Source organism: Chryseolinea lacunae (assembly GCF_016735595.1).
Classification (GTDB): Bacteria; Bacteroidota; Bacteroidia; order Cytophagales; family Cyclobacteriaceae; genus Chryseolinea; species Chryseolinea lacunae.
On the sequence record NZ_JAERRB010000005.1, the window covers coordinates 13,383 to 32,310 of the forward strand.

At 54.6% G+C, this 18,928-nt stretch carries 13 protein-coding genes; 6 read left to right on the top strand and 7 right to left on the bottom strand.

What is annotated here, in order from left to right:
• Positions 1 to 11 precede the first annotated feature (11 nt).
• Entirely contained in the window at positions 12 to 1,211 is a 1,200-nt protein-coding gene (locus JI741_RS15580) for an exo-beta-N-acetylmuramidase NamZ family protein (protein WP_202011121.1), read from the top strand.
• 48 nt (positions 1,212 to 1,259) lie between these two features.
• Positions 1,260 to 1,895 carry an endonuclease III gene (nth, locus tag JI741_RS15585; protein WP_202011123.1) on the top strand — a complete coding sequence of 212 codons (636 nt, stop codon included), beginning with the start codon at positions 1,260 to 1,262 and terminating at the stop codon, positions 1,893 to 1,895.
• Between the two features lie 73 nt (positions 1,896 to 1,968).
• On the opposite strand, the gene JI741_RS15590 is transcribed toward nth, so the two are convergent.
• The 3 genes from JI741_RS15590 to JI741_RS15600 are packed head-to-tail and all read right to left on the bottom strand — an operon-like array spanning position 1,969 to position 5,497.
• A complete protein-coding gene (locus JI741_RS15590) occupies positions 1,969 to 2,562 on the bottom strand; it encodes a precorrin-2 dehydrogenase/sirohydrochlorin ferrochelatase family protein (RefSeq protein ID WP_202011125.1) in 594 nt (197 codons plus the stop codon).
• A 14-nt stretch (positions 2,563 to 2,576) separates the two neighbouring features.
• Positions 2,577 to 3,362 (bottom strand): uroporphyrinogen-III C-methyltransferase, encoded by a 786-nt coding sequence (cobA, locus tag JI741_RS15595; RefSeq protein ID WP_202011127.1) that lies wholly within the window; start codon positions 3,360 to 3,362, stop codon positions 2,577 to 2,579.
• Positions 3,359 to 5,497 carry a ferredoxin-like domain-containing protein gene (locus tag JI741_RS15600; RefSeq protein WP_202011129.1) on the bottom strand — a complete coding sequence of 713 codons (2,139 nt, stop codon included), beginning with the start codon at positions 5,495 to 5,497 and terminating at the stop codon, positions 3,359 to 3,361. The genes cobA and JI741_RS15600 overlap by 4 nt, the downstream gene beginning before the upstream one ends.
• Before the next feature lie 631 nt (positions 5,498 to 6,128).
• Here JI741_RS15600 and JI741_RS15605 point away from each other — a divergent pair.
• Together JI741_RS15605 and JI741_RS15610 are read left to right on the top strand one after the other, a co-directional pair.
• A complete protein-coding gene (locus tag JI741_RS15605; protein ID WP_202011131.1) occupies positions 6,129 to 6,284 on the top strand; it encodes a hypothetical protein in 156 nt (51 codons plus the stop codon).
• A 33-nt stretch (positions 6,285 to 6,317) separates the two neighbouring features.
• Positions 6,318 to 6,839, top strand: coding sequence for a pyridoxamine 5'-phosphate oxidase family protein (locus JI741_RS15610; RefSeq protein WP_202011134.1), 522 nt, complete (start codon positions 6,318 to 6,320; stop codon positions 6,837 to 6,839).
• A gap of 107 nt (positions 6,840 to 6,946) precedes the next feature.
• Here JI741_RS15610 and JI741_RS33080 read toward each other — a convergent pair whose 3' ends face one another.
• A complete protein-coding gene (locus JI741_RS33080) occupies positions 6,947 to 7,495 on the bottom strand; it encodes a CPBP family intramembrane glutamic endopeptidase (protein WP_369411820.1) in 549 nt (182 codons plus the stop codon).
• 724 nt (positions 7,496 to 8,219) lie between these two features.
• Here JI741_RS33080 and JI741_RS15620 point away from each other — a divergent pair.
• On the top strand, positions 8,220 to 14,984 hold the full coding sequence (locus JI741_RS15620; RefSeq protein ID WP_202011138.1) for a T9SS type A sorting domain-containing protein: 6,765 nt from the start codon (positions 8,220 to 8,222) through the stop codon (positions 14,982 to 14,984).
• Between the two features lie 711 nt (positions 14,985 to 15,695).
• Here the strand turns inward: JI741_RS15620 and JI741_RS15625 are convergent.
• The 3 genes from JI741_RS15625 to JI741_RS15635 form a co-directional block, all read right to left on the bottom strand.
• Positions 15,696 to 16,100 carry a DUF3052 domain-containing protein gene (locus JI741_RS15625; RefSeq protein ID WP_202011140.1) on the bottom strand — a complete coding sequence of 135 codons (405 nt, stop codon included), beginning with the start codon at positions 16,098 to 16,100 and terminating at the stop codon, positions 15,696 to 15,698.
• Between the two features lie 84 nt (positions 16,101 to 16,184).
• Positions 16,185 to 16,754 carry an LPP20 family lipoprotein gene (locus JI741_RS15630; RefSeq protein WP_202011142.1) on the bottom strand — a complete coding sequence of 190 codons (570 nt, stop codon included), beginning with the start codon at positions 16,752 to 16,754 and terminating at the stop codon, positions 16,185 to 16,187.
• A 140-nt stretch (positions 16,755 to 16,894) separates the two neighbouring features.
• Positions 16,895 to 18,259: an LPP20 family lipoprotein gene (locus JI741_RS15635; protein ID WP_202011144.1), complete on the bottom strand. Its 1,365-nt coding sequence runs from the start codon at positions 18,257 to 18,259 to the stop codon at positions 16,895 to 16,897.
• Between the two features lie 145 nt (positions 18,260 to 18,404).
• On the opposite strand from JI741_RS15635, the gene JI741_RS15640 reads away from it, so the two are divergent.
• Complete coding sequence (locus JI741_RS15640) at positions 18,405 to 18,917, top strand: hypothetical protein (RefSeq protein ID WP_202011146.1); 513 nt, start codon at positions 18,405 to 18,407, stop codon at positions 18,915 to 18,917.
• Positions 18,918 to 18,928 lie beyond the last annotated feature (11 nt).

Consider the following 18,928-nt stretch of genomic DNA (forward strand, 5'->3'; position numbering starts at 1 on the left):
CGAATCCGATAATGAAGAAAGTCATCGCCTTGCTCTTGATCGTTGCACACAGCACGTATTGCAGCAGCCATAAACAAACGCCCGCACAAGCCGCATCGCTCGCCACACCCGTGGCCACACAAACCACGGTGGTGACCGGCGCACAACAGCTCGACGTGCTGGTGCCGAAGCTCGCCGGCAAACGCGTGGCACTGGTCGTGAACTACACCGCCATGGTGGGCAAAACACACCTGGCCGATACGCTGAAGACACTCGGTGTGAACATCAAAAAAATTATGTCGCCCGAACACGGCTTTCGGGGCAACGCCGCCGCCGGCGAACATGTGAAAGACGGCGTGGACCCCAAGACGGGACTCGCCGTGGTGTCGCTCTACGGCAACAACCGCAAGCCCACCCCCGAACAACTGGCCGACGTTGACGTGGTGGTGTTCGACATCCAGGATGTGGGCATCCGGTTCTTCACCTATGTGGGCACGCTCCACTACCTCATGGAAGCCTGCGCCGAAAACAACAAGAAGGTGATTGTGCTCGACCGCCCCAACCCCAACGCCTCCTACATAGACGGCCCCGTGCTGTTGATGGAATACAAGTCGTTCATAGGCATGCATCCTGTGCCCATTGTGCACGGATTAACCACCGGGGAATATGCTCGGGTCATTAATGGCGAAGGATGGCTGGAAGGTGGCAAGAAATGCGAACTGGAGGTTGTGCCCCTCAAGCATTGGACACACGCCGACGCCTACTCGCTGCCCGTGAAGCCATCGCCCAACCTGCCCAACGACCAGGCTGTACGCCTTTATCCATCCATCTGCTTTTTCGAGGGCACGCCCATCAGCCTGGGTCGCGGAACACAAACACCTTTCCAGGTGATTGGCCACCCCGACCTGAAAACCCTCCCTTACCAGTTCACGCCCGTAGACATTGCCGGCATGGCCACCGACCCGCCACAGGAAAACAAACTCTGCTATGGCCTTGACCTGCGCAACGTGCCCGTGCCCAAGCGGGTGGACCTGCACTACCTCATCGACATGTATAAGCTCTATCCCGACAAGGCAAACTTTTTTGTGAAACACTTCGAACGCTGGTCGGGCACACCGGCGCTGCGTCAACAAATCATAGACGGCCTTTCCGAAGATCAGATCCGCGCCACCTGGCAAAGCGACCTGGACAAGTATAAACTGATGCGCCAGAAATACGTGCTCTACCCGTAAAGCATTTCCACTACCGTTCAACCCCTGGCACACACGCGCGGCATCACCATGACGAAAGCAGAAAAAGTAAACGACATTCTCGGCACACTCGATCACTATTATCCCGAGCCGCCCATTCCGTTGCATCACAAAGATGCCTACACCTTGCTGGTCTCCGTTTTGCTTTCGGCACAATGCACCGACGAGCGCGTGAACAAAACCACACCCACCCTCTTCAAGCAGGCCGACAATCCCTACGACATGGTGAAGCTGAGCGTGGAAGAAATTCGCGAGATCATTAAACCCTGTGGCCTCTCGCCCATGAAGTCGAAAGGCATACATGGCCTCTCACAAATCCTGATCGACAAATACAACGGCGAGGTGCCCAACACGTTCGAAGGGCTGGAAGAACTTCCGGCCGTGGGCCACAAAACGGCATCGGTGGTGATGACGCAATGGTTTGGCGTGCCCGCCTTTCCCGTAGACACACACATCCATCGCCTGGCCTACCGCTGGGGCTTGACAAACGGAAAAAGCGTGGAGCAAACCGAGAAAGATCTGAAGCGCCTCATTCCCGAATCGAAATGGAACAAAGCCCACCTCCAGATCATCTACTATGGCCGCGAATATTGCCCCGCCCGCGGCCACCACTGGCAAGAGTGCCCCATCTGCGCGAAATATCTGCGCAAAGACCTTAGAGACTAACACCCATCGCGCATAAAAAAAGCGAGACACAAATCCTTGCATCTCGCTTCATATTTTCACACGCTGGTGCTTCTCACTTCACCACCGCGGCATCTTCCAGCCACGTGGTGGTGATGTCGTTCAACACTTTCACCTTGTGATTAAAATCCCCTTTAATCTGGTTGCGTATCTTCTGCATGTTATCCAACAACACATTCGTATCGTCGGGGATGGCTTCGTCCAGGTATTCGCGTATGCGCTTGGCAACCGTGGGCGACTTGCCGTTGGTTGACACTCCGATTTTCAAATTGCCTTTGGTCACTACCGACCCGAGATAAAAATCGCAGAGGTCGGGTGTGTCGGCCACGTTCACCAGAATTCGTCGTGTGCGGGCCAGCTTCTGAATGGCTTCGTGCAAAATGCGGTTGTCGGTAGCCAGCAACACCAGGTCTTTGTCCCACAAATCCCACAACTTGAAATTGCGCTCAAACAACTTCACCTGCGGATGCGCCTTGGCCAGTTCCTTTATAGAATCCTGAATGGTACGGGCCACCAGCGTCACCTTTGCCAGGGGACTGTTCTTTAGAATGGCCGATAGTTTTTCAAGTCCTACGTTGCCGCCGCCCACAATCAGGGTGTCGAGCGACTCCAGTTTCAGGAAAACGGGGAAAAGGTTGTTGCGCTCCATGGGGATGTTTTATTTTATTGATACTGTGTAACTACTTCCTGCGTGAGGTCGGTCAGTGCACGGGCATGCCGCACCACTTCGCCCACAATCATGATGGCCGGGGAGCCAATGCCCACCGCCGCTACCTTGGCCACTATGTCGTTCACCTTGCCGGTGACCATGCTTTGACTTGGCAACGTGCCGTTCTGCACCACGGCCACCGGCGTTTCCGATTTGCCATGCTGTGCAAACAGCTGCATGATGGATTCAATTTTATTGAGCCCCATCAAAATCACCACCGTGGCCGACGACTGTGCGGCCAGGGCAATGTCGTTCGACAGGTCGCCCGACTTTGTGGTGCCCGTCACCACCCAAAAGCTTTCGCTCACGCCGCGCTCCGTCACCGGCACGTTCACGCTTGCTGGCACGGCCAGCGCGCTGCTAATGCCCGGCACCACGGCGGTGGTCACGCCATGCAGTTCGGCAAAGGCCACTTCTTCGGCACCACGGCCAAACACAAACGGATCGCCGCCTTTCAGCCGCACCACGTGGCCAAAGGCATAGGCATATTCCACAATCATTTCGTTGATCTCGTCCTGGCTGTGCGAATGCGCGCCCGCACGTTTCCCTACCGAAAACGCCGGCACCCCCACGGGTATGAGCGACAGAATTTCTTCCGACACCAGTGCATCAAACAGCACCACGTCGGCAGCCTTCAGCGCCATCAGCCCCTTCAAGGTTAGCAGTTCCGGATCGCCCGGTCCTGCTCCCACCAGCGTGACGCGTGGTGGTTTGCCAAATGTGAGCACGGTTGGTATCATTTTGCTACAGCGACTTTCACTGTTTCTTTTTCTCCACCATCCGTTTCTTCCGCTCTGAACGTGGAAACGCTGGCCATAAATTTCGTGGAGTCGGCCAGGAAGGTGCGCGCAAAACTTTCGGAAGGTTCGTTCTTGTTGATGCGCAACACGTGTTCTTTAAAGTTGCCTTCGAAGGCAAACGCGCCGGTTTCCACAAACAGTTTCTGGAAATCGAGTATGGTCTGAATCTGTGTGCTGGGCTTCACATCGCGACCCAGCAACAATGCTTTCGCCGTGTTGATGAATGCGCTGTAGCTGTGATAGATCGAGTCGGCATACATGCCCTGATCCAAAGCCTCTTTTGCCCAGCCCAATTTATCTTCCGAATCATAGAGCAATGTCGACACGAGGTCGATCATCACCCCCGCGCACTCGCCCACGGCGGTGTGCAGAATGAAGTTGTGGTCTTCGCCCCAGTCGATATATTCATCGGGCGTTGTGGCCGTGATGTCGCCAAGCGGTTTCAGCAATTGGTAGAAGTGGTTTCTGCCGATGCGTTTAAAGTAGTCGTGATAATATTCGCCGGGCAGACTGTTGGCTTCATAGTCGCCCAACAGATAGCGCAGCGCCACAGGCCCACGCTTGCTGGGGATCTTGATGATTTTGTCGGAGATGATGCCATCGCCGCCCTGCAGTTTGCCACCGCCCAACAACACGACCAGCGCGGGCAACACTTTGCCTTGCTTGTCTTTGATGGTGCTGCCGTGCAAACCAATGCTGGCCAACCCGTGCTGACCGCACGAGTTCGGGCAACCGCTGATTTTGATTTTGATGTCGTTGTTATAGATGAGGTCGGGAAACTCTTCGCGCACCACTTTTTCGAGCGCCAGCGAAATGCCGGTGCTGCTCGAGATGCCGAGGTTACAGGTGTCGGTGCCGGGGCACGCCGTTACGTCGGCCACGCTGTCGAAGCCGGGCTCGGCCAATCCCAAACGGTCGAGTGCGAGATAGAGGTGTTTCAGGTTTTCGCCGCGCACAAAGCGGAGCAGGTAGCCCTGGTTGATGGTGACGCGCATTTCGTCGGCCGCAAACTGATCTACGATGCTGGAGAACGAACGCGCCATGTTTGACGTGAAGTTGCCCAGCGGCACTTTCACATTCACACCAAAGAAGCCTTCCTGTTTTTGCTCAAACACGTTGGTGTCGTGCCACTGCTCATATTTCTTTTGATCGGTGACTTCGGCAATGCCGCCAGCCAGCTCTTCGGGAATTACCGGGTCGGGCAACGCCTCTGTGTTGATGGCGTAGCTTTTGTTTTTAATGGCCAGTCGCTCTTCCTGCACCAGCGCCAGCAAGGCTTCGAGCCCGATGTCGTCGAGCAAAAACTTGAGGCGTGCTTTCATGCGGCGGTTGCGTTCGCCATAGCGATCGAACACGCGCAACACAGCTTCGGTGAAGGGCACAATCTGGTCTTCTTCCAGGAACTCGTGCGCCACCGGTGCCAGATAGGGGTTGGCGCCCAGGCCACCGGCAATCACCACCTTGAAACCACGCTTGCCGTCCACGATGCGGGGAATGAAGCCGAGGTCGTGAATGAAGGTGTAGGCGGTGTCGTCGTCGCTGCTGGAGAAAGCAATTTTGAATTTGCGGCCCATCTCCTGGCAAATCGGGTTGCGCAAAAAGTATTTAAACATTTCGTTCGCATAGGGCGACACGTCGAAGAGTTCTTTGGGGTCGATGCCCGCGGTGGGCGATGCCGTGATGTTGCGCACGGTGTTGCCGCAGGCTTCGCGGGTGGTGATTTCGTCTTTCTCCAGTTTGGCCCACAGCTCGGGTGTGCGGTCCAGGCTCACAAAGTGAATCTGGATGTCCTGGCGTGTGGTGGCGTGCAGGGTGCTGCTGGCATATTCGTCTGAGATGTCGGCGATGCGGCGCATTTGTTTGGTGGTAAGCCGCCCGTAGGGCAGTTTGATGCGGATCATTTGCACGCCGGGTTGGCGCTGCCCATAGATGCCGCGTGCCAACCGGAGGCCACGGAATTTTTCACTGTCTATCTTTCCATCGCGGAAGAGCCTGATTTTCTTTTCCAGGTCAATGATGTCGCGTGCAACGATGGGGTTGTTCAAGTCTTCTAGTTCTGAGCGAAAGCTTTCCATGTTCTGAGCGGTTGTTCGTTTGGTATGGTGGTTAAATAAAAGAGCCTTTCCTGTGGCAGGAAAGGCTCGGTATGTTGTTCTGTTTTCAGTTTCTACTGTGTCTTACGTACCGGATGCTCCTGCCTCTACATGAAAATGTTTACAGCAACACTTCGCTGTATTGATCTTCTTCGGCATAATGGTCATCACATTCTTCATACGTTCCAACGAAAGTAGGCTACGCGCCTCAAATAATCAAATTAAAATCTATTTAAATTGTAGGGTATGTAGGGCTTATGGATTAACAGTCGTTCGGGAGGCGTTGCAATCGAATGCTTCAAGGGAATTCTCCCCTCTCCTTTTCGACCAATGTCTCGCCTGAAACTCCGTCGGGCCTTCTGCCGTCATAAGCATCCCTAACGTGGTCGCGAAACAATTCGTTTCCGCGTGTGTCAAAAAACAGTTTTCATCGCACCACCGGCGCCGCGGTGTCAGAACTTCACAACAAACAGCGCGGTGGGCGTGCCCCTCCTCCGTCGGGTCGGTTGTCCGTTGCAAGTCCTCGCCCCACCGCACCTCCCGCCCTTCGCTGTGGGCTTTCCTCTTCCACCCCTCACGCGGTGTCTCCTTCCATAAGCCCTTCGATGTTAATTTGACACACGCCCCTTTCAACATCAACGCCACCCTGCAACAATCTCCACACGTGTGGCATTCGCATCCTATTCTGTTCAACGCCGGGCATGTTTATCTGCGCGCATCAAACCATCCCTTAAACAAAATCGCCCTGCTGAGCCGGAATGAATTTTGAGAAGATATTTCTCAAACACTAAACACAAACATCATGAAAAACGAAGCATCGGAAATAAAAAACCTTACCCACGAAGAGGCCATCGACAAGTTTAAAGAACTTGTGAAACATGAATCGACCTGCCTCTTCACAACACAGCTCACGCAGCTTCCCTTAACCACGCGCCCCATGGGCATTCAGAAAGTGTGCGACCAAGGAAACTTCTGGTTTCTCAGCGCCTCCGACAGCGACAAAAATCAGGAGATCGCCGACGACCCCAGAGTGCAACTCTTCATCAGCAACACCTCGAACTACGAATTCCTGTCTATCTACGGCCATGCCACCATCACCCGCGACCCACAAAAGATCGACGAGCTATGGACCGACATCGCCAAAGCATGGTTCCACGAAGGCAAAGACGACCCCCGTGTAACGGTCATTAAAGTGACACCCGAACAAGGATTTTATTGGGACACCAAAGATGGAAAGCTGGTGTCGACAATCAAGATTCTCGCATCGGCCGTTTCGGGAAAAACATTTCAGGAAGGTGTGGAAGGAACTATCACAGTTCGGTAAGGCTAAATGCGATTCGTCAAACACGGATCAATGTAACGTCATACTCAGGAACCAACGTGTAAGGTCCTTTCGCCAAGAAAGACCTTACACGTCTCTTCTACAATTCTTCAATCGGCATTGTCGGCCATGGGCAAACGTATTTCGCTACTTCTGTTCTCATTCTTCGATTTTCGAATAAAGCATTCTGTAAGAAATATTCCTGCCGATAAAACCAGGACTCTCGTAAGCAAGTTAAAAATTGAATTGGATACGTTGTCGTTCTGCGACGTTACGAACAATGATTCCACGCCTTGATTCATCCCGAGTATTGAAAGCGTTAGGTTTAAACCCACGTGAATTCCTGTGGGTAGTGCAATGCCCTTAGATCTGATTGCTGCTATTCCAAATACAAATGCCCATACTCCAGGTCCCAGTGAAGCGGTGAGGATGCTCCACCCCAGAGATATATGATAAAGAATGAACGCAACCGAAATTATGAGCTGGGCCGGCCATAGCCCCATGGTCCTTTTCAGTTTTAACAGAGGATATGATCGAAAAGCAATTTCTTCCATAAATGCCGCCGGAAGTATGGCCAAATACCAGAACCAAATGCAGGGGTCTCGGGGTTGGGGATTTTTCTGAATGTCAAGTCCGGCCAATAGCACTAACATCAACATGATTAGGGCGATACTGGCCACGCCTGTTAATAGCCCTGCAATAAACCTGAACAATGTGCCCGGTTCCAAATCAGGTCATAATCTGCGAAAGAACTTCGCTCCGATCTCAAAAAGATCCAGGTAACAAACAAAGCCAAAGCTGAACCAAAAACACCAACGGCAAAGCGGTGAACATGCGTTGAGAAGATAGTGCCGGATTGAATCAAGAAAGGGATTAATACGATAAGAAACAACGCCCAATAGCCGGCGACTTTTATAATTGGCTTTAGTTTATCAGTTCTGAAATTTGAGACACGATTAAACATTGTTTGATCCTGTTTTTAATTGCTGAAAGGATGGGGTATGGAGCATCCCAATGAAACTAAAGTTATCGATTTCTATCAGGCGGGCATAGGCCTGGCACCAACCCTGCCTTTATTCCGCATGGAATAAACTTTTCACCATGCGCCCTAAACATCCGGATAAGTTCTCTGTTTCTGCTTCAGCAACCGCTATTAAAACTGGCTCGCCTTTCAAACGTTGCCAAGGCCAATGCATTTCCTGTGCTTCAGGGATTAAGGGTGTGAGCGTGCTCGATCAGAGATCACACACACGCACACTGTGTAAATAATTCCACACCGTATCTCCCACAAAAAACACCGACAAACCCAACGATGCTACCACTGCAATAAAATTTATTGGTATATTGCGGAACTGTAGACGAGCCCAAACCCTACAAAACCTAATGACTTCATCGCTCACTCGCGGCAACGTGATTCGTAATCTGGTTGCCCTTTTTTTCACCTTCTCTTCGGCCCTTTGTTTTTCTCAAACGTTCACAGGCGCCCCCACCATTTCAACCGCTGGCCCCTATTGTGCCGGTTCTTCCATCACCGTGAACTGGGCCATATCCAGCAATTTCACGGCGGGAAACACGTTCACCGTCCAGCTGTCGAACGCTGCCGGAACCTTTGGTGCGCCCACTACACTGGGATCGGTGAGCAGCAACAGCGCCACATCACTGGCCGTAACCATCCCCCTGACACAGGCGGCGGGCGCGGGCTATGTGGTGCGCGTCACCAGTTCCAACCCGGCGCTCAACAGCGCGTCGTCTGCGGCGTTCACCATCACGCCACTTGGGCTCAGTGCGCCCACCGTCGCAGGCTCACCGTTTTGTGCTGGCACTACCTTCAACATCACGAACAATCTGGCAAATGCCTGTAGCTTCGGAGCGGCCAACACCTTCACCGTGCAGCTGTCCAACGCGGCCGGAACGTTTGGTGCACCTGTTAACATTGGCTCTGTGTCGTCCACAACGGGCGGCAACATCTCCGTGACGCTGCCTGTGGGCACGGCGGCAGGTGCCGCCTATGCGATCCGTGTGGTCAGCTCCAGCCCGGCCATCACCAGCGCATCATCTTCTGCATTCACCATCACAGCACCCGCGCTCAGTGCTCCCACCGTGACGGGCTCTCCGTTTTGTGCGGGCACTACCTTCAACATCACCAACAACCTGGCAAACGCCTGCGACTTCGGGGCCAGCAACACATTCACGGTTCAGCTGTCGAACGCGGCCGGAACCTTTGGTGCGCCCGTTAACATTGGCTCTGTTTCGTCGGTGACGGGCGGCGCCATTTCCGTGACCCTTCCCTTGGGTACCGCGGCGGGTGCGGGCTATGTTGTGCGGGTGGTAAGCTCCAGCCCGGCATTGACCAGTGCCAACAGCGGCGCCTTCACCATCAGTGCCGTTAGCCTCAGTGCACCTACCGTGACGGGTACGCCATTTTGCGCAGGCACTACCTTTAACATCACAAACAACTTACCCAACGCCTGCGACTTTGGGGCCGGCAACACGTTCACCGTGCAGCTGTCGAACGCGGCCGGAACCTTTGGTGCGCCCGTTAACATCGGTTCTGTCTCGTCAGTCACAGGCGGTGCCATTTCCGTGACCCTTCCGTTGGGTACGGCAGCGGGCGCGGGCTATGTTATGCGTGTGGTCAGCTCCAGCCCGGTAGTGACCAGTGCCAACAGCGGCGCCTTCACCATCAGTGCGCTTGGCATCAGTGCCCCCACCGTGGCGGGCTCTCCGTTTTGCCAGGGTGCTACGTTCAACATCACAAACAACCTTCCCAACGCGTGTAGCTTTGGCGCGGGCAACACATTCACGGCGCAACTCTCCGACAACACGGGCAGCTTCACCACGCCCACCACCATCGGGTCTGTGGCGTCGCTCACAGCGGGTGCCATTTCGGTTACGCTTCCATCGGCTGCACCCGCCGGAGCGGCCTATCGCATTCGGGTGGTCAGCTCAAATCCGGTGGTGACGGGCACCGTGAGCGGTACTTTCACCATTAACGCACCCGGGCTCAACGCCCCTACCGTAACGGGCACAACCTTTTGTTTGGCCACCAGCTATAACATCACCAACAACCTCAGCAACGCCTGTGCGTTCGGGGCGGGCAACACCTTTAATGTTGAGCTTTCGGATGGGGCGGGGAGCTTTGCTGCGCCGGTTGTTATCGGCACTTCGGCCTCCACAGCGGGAGGAACTATTTCCGTTACCATCCCCGGCAACACCACGCCGGGAACAGGTTTCAGAATGCGTGTCACCAGCACCAGCCCTGCGCTCACCAGCGCGATCAACGGCGCCAACCTCACGGTGAGTGCCTACGGCATTAATGCGCCTACGTTTATTGGCACAACGTTGTGTCCCAACCAGCCGCTCACGGTGAACTATACCTTGCTGAATGCCTGCGGGCTTCCCAACACGCCGTCGGCCAACGTGTTCACGGCGCAGTTGTCGAATGCCTTTGGTGCTTTCTCGAGCCCCACGGTGATCGGCACAGTTACGTCAAACACCGGGGGTTCCATCGCCACCACCATACCTGTGGGCACCACGCCGGGCAACGGCTACCGCATCCGTGTGGTCAGCTCCAACCCGGGCATCGGGCTCATCAGCCCCGACAACGGTGCCAACCTCACCGTCAATGCCATCAACCTCAACGCGCCGACCTTTGGTGCCACTACCTATTGCGCGGGTGCCACATTCACGCTGAGCTATACGTTTGTGAGCGGGTGTAATTTCATTGCAGGCAACACGTTTACGGCGCAGCTCTCCGATGCCAGTGGCAGCTTTGCGTCGCCGGTCACCATCGGCACATCCAACGCCACCGCGCCCGGCAACTTCGCGGTTACCATTCCACCGGCAACGACCTTTGGCACGGGCTATCGCATTCGTGTGGTGGCGTCTAACCCGGCCGTTACCAGTCTCGACAACGGCGCCGACATCACCATCAATGCCCTGGGCATAAACGCGCCCACCTTCACGGGCACTTCGTTTTGTCAGGGCCAGGTGTTTAACGTAGCCTATACCATTCAAAGCGCCTGCGCGTTTCCCAACACACCGGCCAACAACATCTTCACGGCGCAATTGTCAGGCCCCACGGGCAGCTTCGCTTCACCCACCACGCTTGGCACATTGCAGGCCACGGGTTCGGGCACTATTGTGGCCACGATTCCCGGCGGCACACCGGCGGGCACAGGCTATCGCATTCGGGTGGTCAGCTCCAACCCGGGCACGGGGGTGCTGGGCGCGAGCAACGGAACAGACATCACCATCAACGCCAGCGCGGGCAATCCGAATGTGTTCGGAACAACCGCCTGGAATGTGTATGCCTATGCCGGCAATGCTTTTCCCATCACCAACAACACCTATGTGGGAACCTATACCGAAAACAACCTGAGCTTTGACTCGCGCAATCGCTGGGGCAACGCCGTTGGTCCAGGCGCAGCCGATGCAACATCGGGTTCCGCTTACGCGGGATGTCCTGTGGGGGCAACAAACTATGCCATGAGTTTCAAGCGAACCAACTTCACGTGCGGCTACTACCAGATCGACATCCCCGCCCACGATGATGATATACGCCTGTTCATTAACGGCACGCAGGTTTTCAGCCACGTGGGCTGCTGCGATGCGCACACCAATGTGTGGACAGGATTTCTGAACAATGCATCTACAGTTGAGTTTCAACTCTTCAACGGCGGGGGCACCGGCTATTTGCAGGCCAGCTTCAACACCGCGGCCAACCCGTTGACTGTGTCGCCCAACATTGTGCAGTGCTCTGCGCCCATCACACCGGCCACGCTGTCGGTGAGCGCACCCGTGGCATTGAGCTATGCATGGACACCCACCAACGGCCTCACACCGGCCAGCGGATTGGGTGCCAGCGTGCAGGCCGCACCCGCCACAACACGCACCTACACCGTGACCGGCACCGACGCCACCACGGGATGCTCCGTAACGGGCAACGTAACCGTGACGGTGTCTAACGCCACGCCTACACTCACCCTCACCACCGTGCCGGCAACGATATGTTCCGGCGTTGTTACGTCAACCTTGTCTGTCAGCGGCGCCTCCACCTACACCTGGTCGCCTGCCACGGGACTCAGTGCCACTACCGGAAATGTGGTCATCGCCAACCCACCCTCCACCACTACCTATACCGTGGTGGGCAACAACGGTTGTGCGGCGCCGGGAGGCAATGGCACCGCCACCAGCACGGTGACCGTGCAGACCATTCCGGGTTCGCCATCGCCATCGGCTTTTGGAAACGGTGTGTGGAACGTGTTCACGTATAACAGCACCAACCTCACCGACTTCTACGGCTACTATTCCGAAAACACGCTGAACTTCAACACGGCAACGCGATGGGCACCCGCCAGCGGTCCCACAATAGCGAATGCAACCACGGGCTCGGCCTATTCGGGCTGTACCGTTCCTGCCACGAACTATTCCATGAGCTTCAAGCGAACCAACTTCACATGTGGCTACTATCAGATCGACATCCCCTACCAGGACGACTACCTTACCATGCTTATTGACGGCGTGCAGGTGTTTCAACGCAACGCCTTCACCAGCGTGTTGCAGCCCAACGTGTGGACAGGATTTCTCGGCCCCACGTCTACGGTAGAATTCCAACTCATCAACTTTAATGGCCCTGGTCAGTTGCAAGTGTCGTTCGCGGCTTCTGCGTCGCGGCCTCAGTCGCTCAACACCGACATCGTGGTTTGTGCAGGCACGGGTGCCGTGCTCAGTGCCACGTCGGCACTGGCGGGCGCAACCTATTCGTGGGCCGTGAGTCCGGCCGATCCCACCATCACGTTCACACCGAGCAACACCGGCTCTGCTCCCACCATTCAAACCACGGCCGCCACGCCGGGCGGAGCCTACACCGTCATCAACACACTGACCGACGCCGCCACCACGGGATGTTCGGTGACCCGGAGTTTTACGATGACCGTGAACCCCGTTCCCAACACCACCGTGACACCTACTTCTGGCACCATCATCTGCCCCACGGCGGGCATCACCTTAACGGCCAGTGGTGCTGCGAGCTACACGTGGAGTCCTGCGGCGGGCCTTAGCGCCACCACCGGCTTCTCTGTGGTAGCCACGCCCACCACCACTACGACCTATACGGTGACGGGTTCGAACAACTGCGCTTCCAATGCCGCAACATCAACCATCACCGTTATTCCGCTGGCCACCGTTTCCACCTTTCCCACGGGCACGTGGAATGTGTATGGCTTCAACTCCACCACCATAGGCACAAGCTATCAGGGCTACTATACCGAGAACGGCAGCGGTGCCACCGGTTTGGATTTTGATACGCGTACACGCTGGGGCACAGGCCTGGCACCTTCAACAGCAAATGCCACCAACGGAAACGCATGGCTGGGTTGCACGATGAACGCCACCACCATAAGCCTCAGCTTCAAACGCACAGGCTTCACCTGCGGCACCTATCAACTGGATGTTCCCGGACACGACGACGACTTCCTGCTGTTCATTAACGGTGTGCAGGTGGCGCAACACACGGGCGGCTGCTGCGACGTGCACACCAACGTGTGGACCGGCGTGCTGAACGCCAACTCCACCGTGGAGTGGCAACTGAAGCAGGGCACGGGTGGTTCGTTTCTCCAGGTAGCGTTTACGCTCATTCCTCCCACGGCCGGGACCACGGTGTGGTTAGGCGGCACAAGCAACGATTGGTTCTCTGCGGCCAACTGGTGCAACGGTGTGCCCACGGCAACCACCGACGTAATCATTCCGGCAGCAGGTCCGCAAAACATGCCCGTCATCAACGCTAGCGGCGCCGTGGTGCGCAACATCACCATCAGCCCCGCCGTTGCGGCCAGCACCTTCACCAACCTGATCCCGGCCGGGATCCTCACCACCAACGCCTTCAACCTCGATGTGAACGGCAACTGGAACAACGGGGGCTCGTATGTGGCCAACACCGGATCGATAAGCTTTGTGGGCACCGGCGCGGGCAACACCATCACCAGCACCAACGCCGAAACCTTCAACAACCTGATCATCAACAAAACCAACGGCATCACCATGACGTCGGGCATACATCAGGTGTCGGGCAACATGACATTCACCAACGGCATCGTTACCCAAAGCGGCACGCTTCGCATACTGAACGGGGGCACTGTTTCGGGCGCATCCAACAGCAGCTTTGTGAGCGGCAACGTGACCAAGGTGGGCACAAACGCGTTCACCTTCCCCGTGGGCAAGGGCACGCTCTACAGACCCATCTCCATCTCGTCACCGGCCGTGGCCACCGATGCATTCACCGCGCAGTATTTCAACACCTCTCCTATCGGCACCTATCCCAATGCCCAACGCGCCTTCACACTCGATCACGTGAGCAACGCGGAGTATTGGATGCTGAACCGCACCACCGGAACAAGCACAGTGAACGTGACCCTTAGCTGGGCCAGCAACAGCGGTACCGTGGGCACCGTTCCTTCGTTGCGCGTGGCCGCCTGGAACGGATCGCTGTGGGCCGACCAGGGCAACGGCGGCACTACCGGCACATCGGCCGCCGGCACCATCATCAACGCATCACCTTCCACGGTCTATGGCCCCTTCACCCTGGGCACAGCCGACAACGGCAATCCGCTGCCCGTAGAAATGCTGAGCTTTGATTGCGGCCTCACAGCCGAAGGCGTAGCCGAACTGAAGTGGGTAACTGCCACCGAAAAAAACAGCGACTACTTTGATGTGGAACGAACCTCCGACGGAAAAACATTCAACACCGTGGGCCAAGTGAAAGCCAGCGGAAACAGCTTCGATCAAAAACACTACAGCTACGTGGACATGAGCGCCCGCAACGGAACGTTCTATTATCGCCTGAAGCAAGTTGACTACGACGGAACAGCAACCTATCATTCCTTGTGCATGGTGAGAACCAACGCCACGAAGGAAGACTTCACCCTCTATCCCAACCCTGCTTTTGGAAACACCAGCGTAAACCTGAACGGCTCTATCTTTGAATCGCTCACCGTCATCAACAGCTTCGGACAAACCGTGAACGTTGACTACCATGTTGCGGGAGACAAACTGAATATGTCTACGGAGACGTTGGCTCCGGGGATGTATGTGATTGATGCGGTTATTGATCAGCGGGCGGTTAAGTTTAAGTTGGTGGTTGGTAGATAGGGATTGTTTTCTAAGAATATTTTTCAGAATAAAAAAGGAGGCGTGTGCCTCCTTTTTTATTCGCGTGCACAAAACTTTACGAATCGTGTCGGCAGATGAACTTGTGAAATTCTACGGTGCTGCAACTTGATAAAACTTACGTCGCAGCTTTGTATCAGCCATCGACGCAAGACTAAATTCATCTGATCTCTTAGCCATCCTCATTGAGTAAATACTCGTAGCCTTCCCAATCTATCAACTTGATTTTGTTGCCCATCCACTGCATGGACTCCGTTCCATCGGGCCTGACAAATATGTCCATTGACGAGAACTGCCACTTTTCATTCCCCGCCATGTCAATCCTGGTTATTTGAAGTTCACCATGAACTATGAAATCCTCCTTGAAGCTTGAGTCGAAAAACACGTTTCCAGGTCAAGTTGCACTGGCCACCTCACGATTCTCTTTCTCCACTCTTATTCCGTGCTTAGACGTTGCGTATACCCGATCCGAATTTGGTTTTCCGTCGAAGTATTCAACGGCATACGACGTGAAATTGTCCGTCGAATTCAAAGTGTACAGTTGATCATCAATGATCTCAATCACATAGTCCTTGTACCTAACTTTCATTTTTACAACACTTATCTACCTTCTATCAAATCATAACTATCAAACAATTGTACTGGCGCGAGTCTCCGACTCGTGCCCATCATCCAGCAAGTCTCCGACTTGCCCTACCGATCCTTCAACCGAAACATAAACTTCAATCCCGACCACACCTCATCCACCGCGCAAACCTTCACGTCCACTAACCCATTGGCCAACCCGAAGTCGCGAATAATATTCTCATCCAGATCGGTTGCTACCTTCGATGCTTTCTTCGGCCAGGATATCCATAACATACCGTCTTTCTTCAGGACCTTTTGTGCGCGTAGAAATTCTTTTTCGAATACGGCTTGCTCTTTCACAAACAGGTGGATGAAATCGAGGGAGCCTGTCAGCTTTGCTTTTAGCATAGCGCCTTCGGGTAGCGGGCCCAGCAGTTGGTCGTAGTTGTCGGGGGCGCGAAAGGCGTAGAGGGTGGTATTTGCTTTCACACCGAGTTTTTTGATGAGGGGGGTTCCTGAATAGCCGGCCATAGTGCAATTCGTTAGCCCTGCTAAAATGCAAAATGCCCCGGCATTTACCGAGGCATTTCGTGCTTTATGTTTTTGGAAGGACGCTTAGTTGTTGCTGCCCATCTTTTCCATTTCCTTTTCGAAGGTTTCCTTAAACTTCTCGTAGTCGTAGTCGATCTTCAACCGGTCGTCTTTCGAAAGACGTTCGTTGTAGGTAGCGACCAGGTCTTCGGCCGAGAGTTCGATGGCGATGTAGGTTTTGTAGGTAGCGTTGTCGGTGCGCATCAGTTTTTCGCAGATGGTTTTGATGCCCGTGAGTTTCTGGTCCACGATTTCGCGGTTCAGTTGTTCGAAACGTTCTTCCACCTGCTCCTTGTTGTTCATCTCGCGCGAGTTGGTGTAGTTGTCGGTCACCGCCTTCACGGTGGTTTGGATGCTGGCGGCGAGTTCGGCACGGGCGTTGGCAAGCGCTTTCTTTTTGGAGGTTACCTGATCCTGGCTTTCACCGATCGAGTTTGCACGGAAAAATTTGCTCGACGTAAAAAAGTCAGGGCCGGAACACGGAACGGTTACTTCGGTTTCGCCTTTGGGTGTTTTCTCTTTGCTCTTACAGCCAACCAGAAACACGCCCCCAAGGGCAACCAGCATCAAGGTAGAATAGGTGATTCGTTTCATATTCTCACGTTTTATTTAGTTTATTAAGTTATACTTTACAATTTAAATACCAAAGTCTTTAACGACGCGCTTCATTCTTTCACCGCATCATCACCGCACAAGGCAAAGCCGGCGTTCAGCCCCCCTCCCACATCAAAACATCATTGCAGCACGGTATTCAGCAATTCGTTCATGCGTTCCTTTTCCAGTGTTTCCATGGTTTTGTTATAAGCATCCACGCTCGATTTGTCGTAGTCCAGGCCATAGCCTTTGATGCGGTCGAGCGTGGTGGCATAGATCTCCTTGCCTTCTTTCACGGCCGACACTTTGATCACGCTTGTCAGGTAGGTCACATAGATGCTTCCTGTCACAGATCCTTTTTCCGAATCGGCACGCACGTCGAACCAGAGGTCGGCGGCTTTCTTGTCTTCGGTAAATTCGAAGCCGTTGTTGGCCAGCAGGTTTTTCAGTTTGTTGGTGATCTGGAAAACGGCTTTCTGTTGCCCCAGGCTTCGCTCTTCGGCCGTCACGTAAACTATGGGGCGTTGCACTTTCAACTCCACTTGGGCGCGGGGCACGTTCAGGGTTTTGGCAATGAGGGCATAGATGGGCGAACTGCTCGATCCGCTCAGGGCGTCGATGTCAACTTTCACGCCAACGGTTTGTTCAAGGTCTTTGGAGCCGATTTTGGTGAGCAGAATTTTTGCCTGGCCCGCATCGTCGGCTTTGTAGGTGGGATACACATCGCCCGCGCCTTTTTCGAAACCGGCGAATAAAGGAACTCCGGCGGCAGGTTTGCTGGTATCTTTGTAAGAAGCCTTTGCGCTCACCGTTTGCGTTGACTGATTCACGCGACGGTTCAGTGTGATTTCAGAGGGTGTTACGCGGATGTTGATCTTGTCGAGTATGTTTTGCAGCGACGCATAAATCTCGTTCACGAGCAGCACTTCTTTGTCGTCTACCGTTACGCGTATGGCTTCGCCCAGGTATTTCTCCAGGCTCCGAAAGGCTTGAAAATAAAAGCTGACGGCGGGCAGACGGTCGCCGACTTTTTCGGCCTGGCGGGCTTTCTGCAGATAGTCGGTGGCCAGCAGCACGGCGTTGCGTTTTTGTTCTTCTTTGATCTGGCGGTAGCGGGCAATCGAAAGGCGGTAATACACCCAATAGTTGCCGGTGTCTTCCCAGGCGTCCACCAGTTCAAACTCTTCGATCTCGTCGGCGGCGGTGGTCTGGATAATCTGTTCGTATTGTTCGGTCAGCTTCTTGTCCAGCTCCAGCTGGCTGAGCACCGACGTGCTCGACACGTTCACTTTGATTTGCGACACCAGGTCGTCGAGCGCGCTTTTCTTGGCCGATTGGATGTAGTTGTTGCTTCCGTCTTTCACGCTATGGCCAATGCCGGTATAAAATCCGTCCTGATAGGGGGTAGTTTTAAGCCACGAGGGCTTTAATGATTCCGGGTCGGGCGGCTGAACCTTGGGGCTGCAACCGGCAAGGACGATGAGAATCGCAAAGAATCGTTTCACAAAATAAACTATTAGCGGACTACGTTAACACTTATGGCCACTTCCGTGCCAACTTTGGCTGGCCGACAAATCTAACGGGATTGGTGCCGCGATAGTGAAGAATGTAACAAAATATTTACCTTTAATAATCAAAGAAACAGGGGCTATGAAAAAGTTGATCTTGGGGATACTGGCAACCGGCACGCTATTGTCGGCCTGCCGCGAAAACGAACAAACCGCTGTGTCGGACTTCACGGGCAATGAAACCGTCTATGCCCTGCAGGCGGGCTCTACCTATAACATCAGTGGCACGGCCACCTTCAAAGAAAAGAAAGACGGCACCGCCTTCATCGAAATGGCCCTCACGGGAACCGAAGGCACGGCCCAATTCCCGGTGCACCTTCACCTGGGCAACATCGCATCTCCCGACGCGGCTGTGGCAGCCCAGCTCAACCCGGTGACCGGCACCAACGGCACCAGCCAAACCACCCTGCTGCAACTGGCCGACGAATCGAAAATAACCTACAAACAATTGCTTGACCTCAACGCCTGCATCAAGGTGCACCTGGCCGCCTCCGGCCCCGACCGCGACATCATTCTCGCCGCCGGCAACATCGGCAAATCAACCGGCGATGTGTCGTCAGGACGTTTGGGTGTGAGCACGTGCAAGAGTGAGTAGTTTTAGTCCTT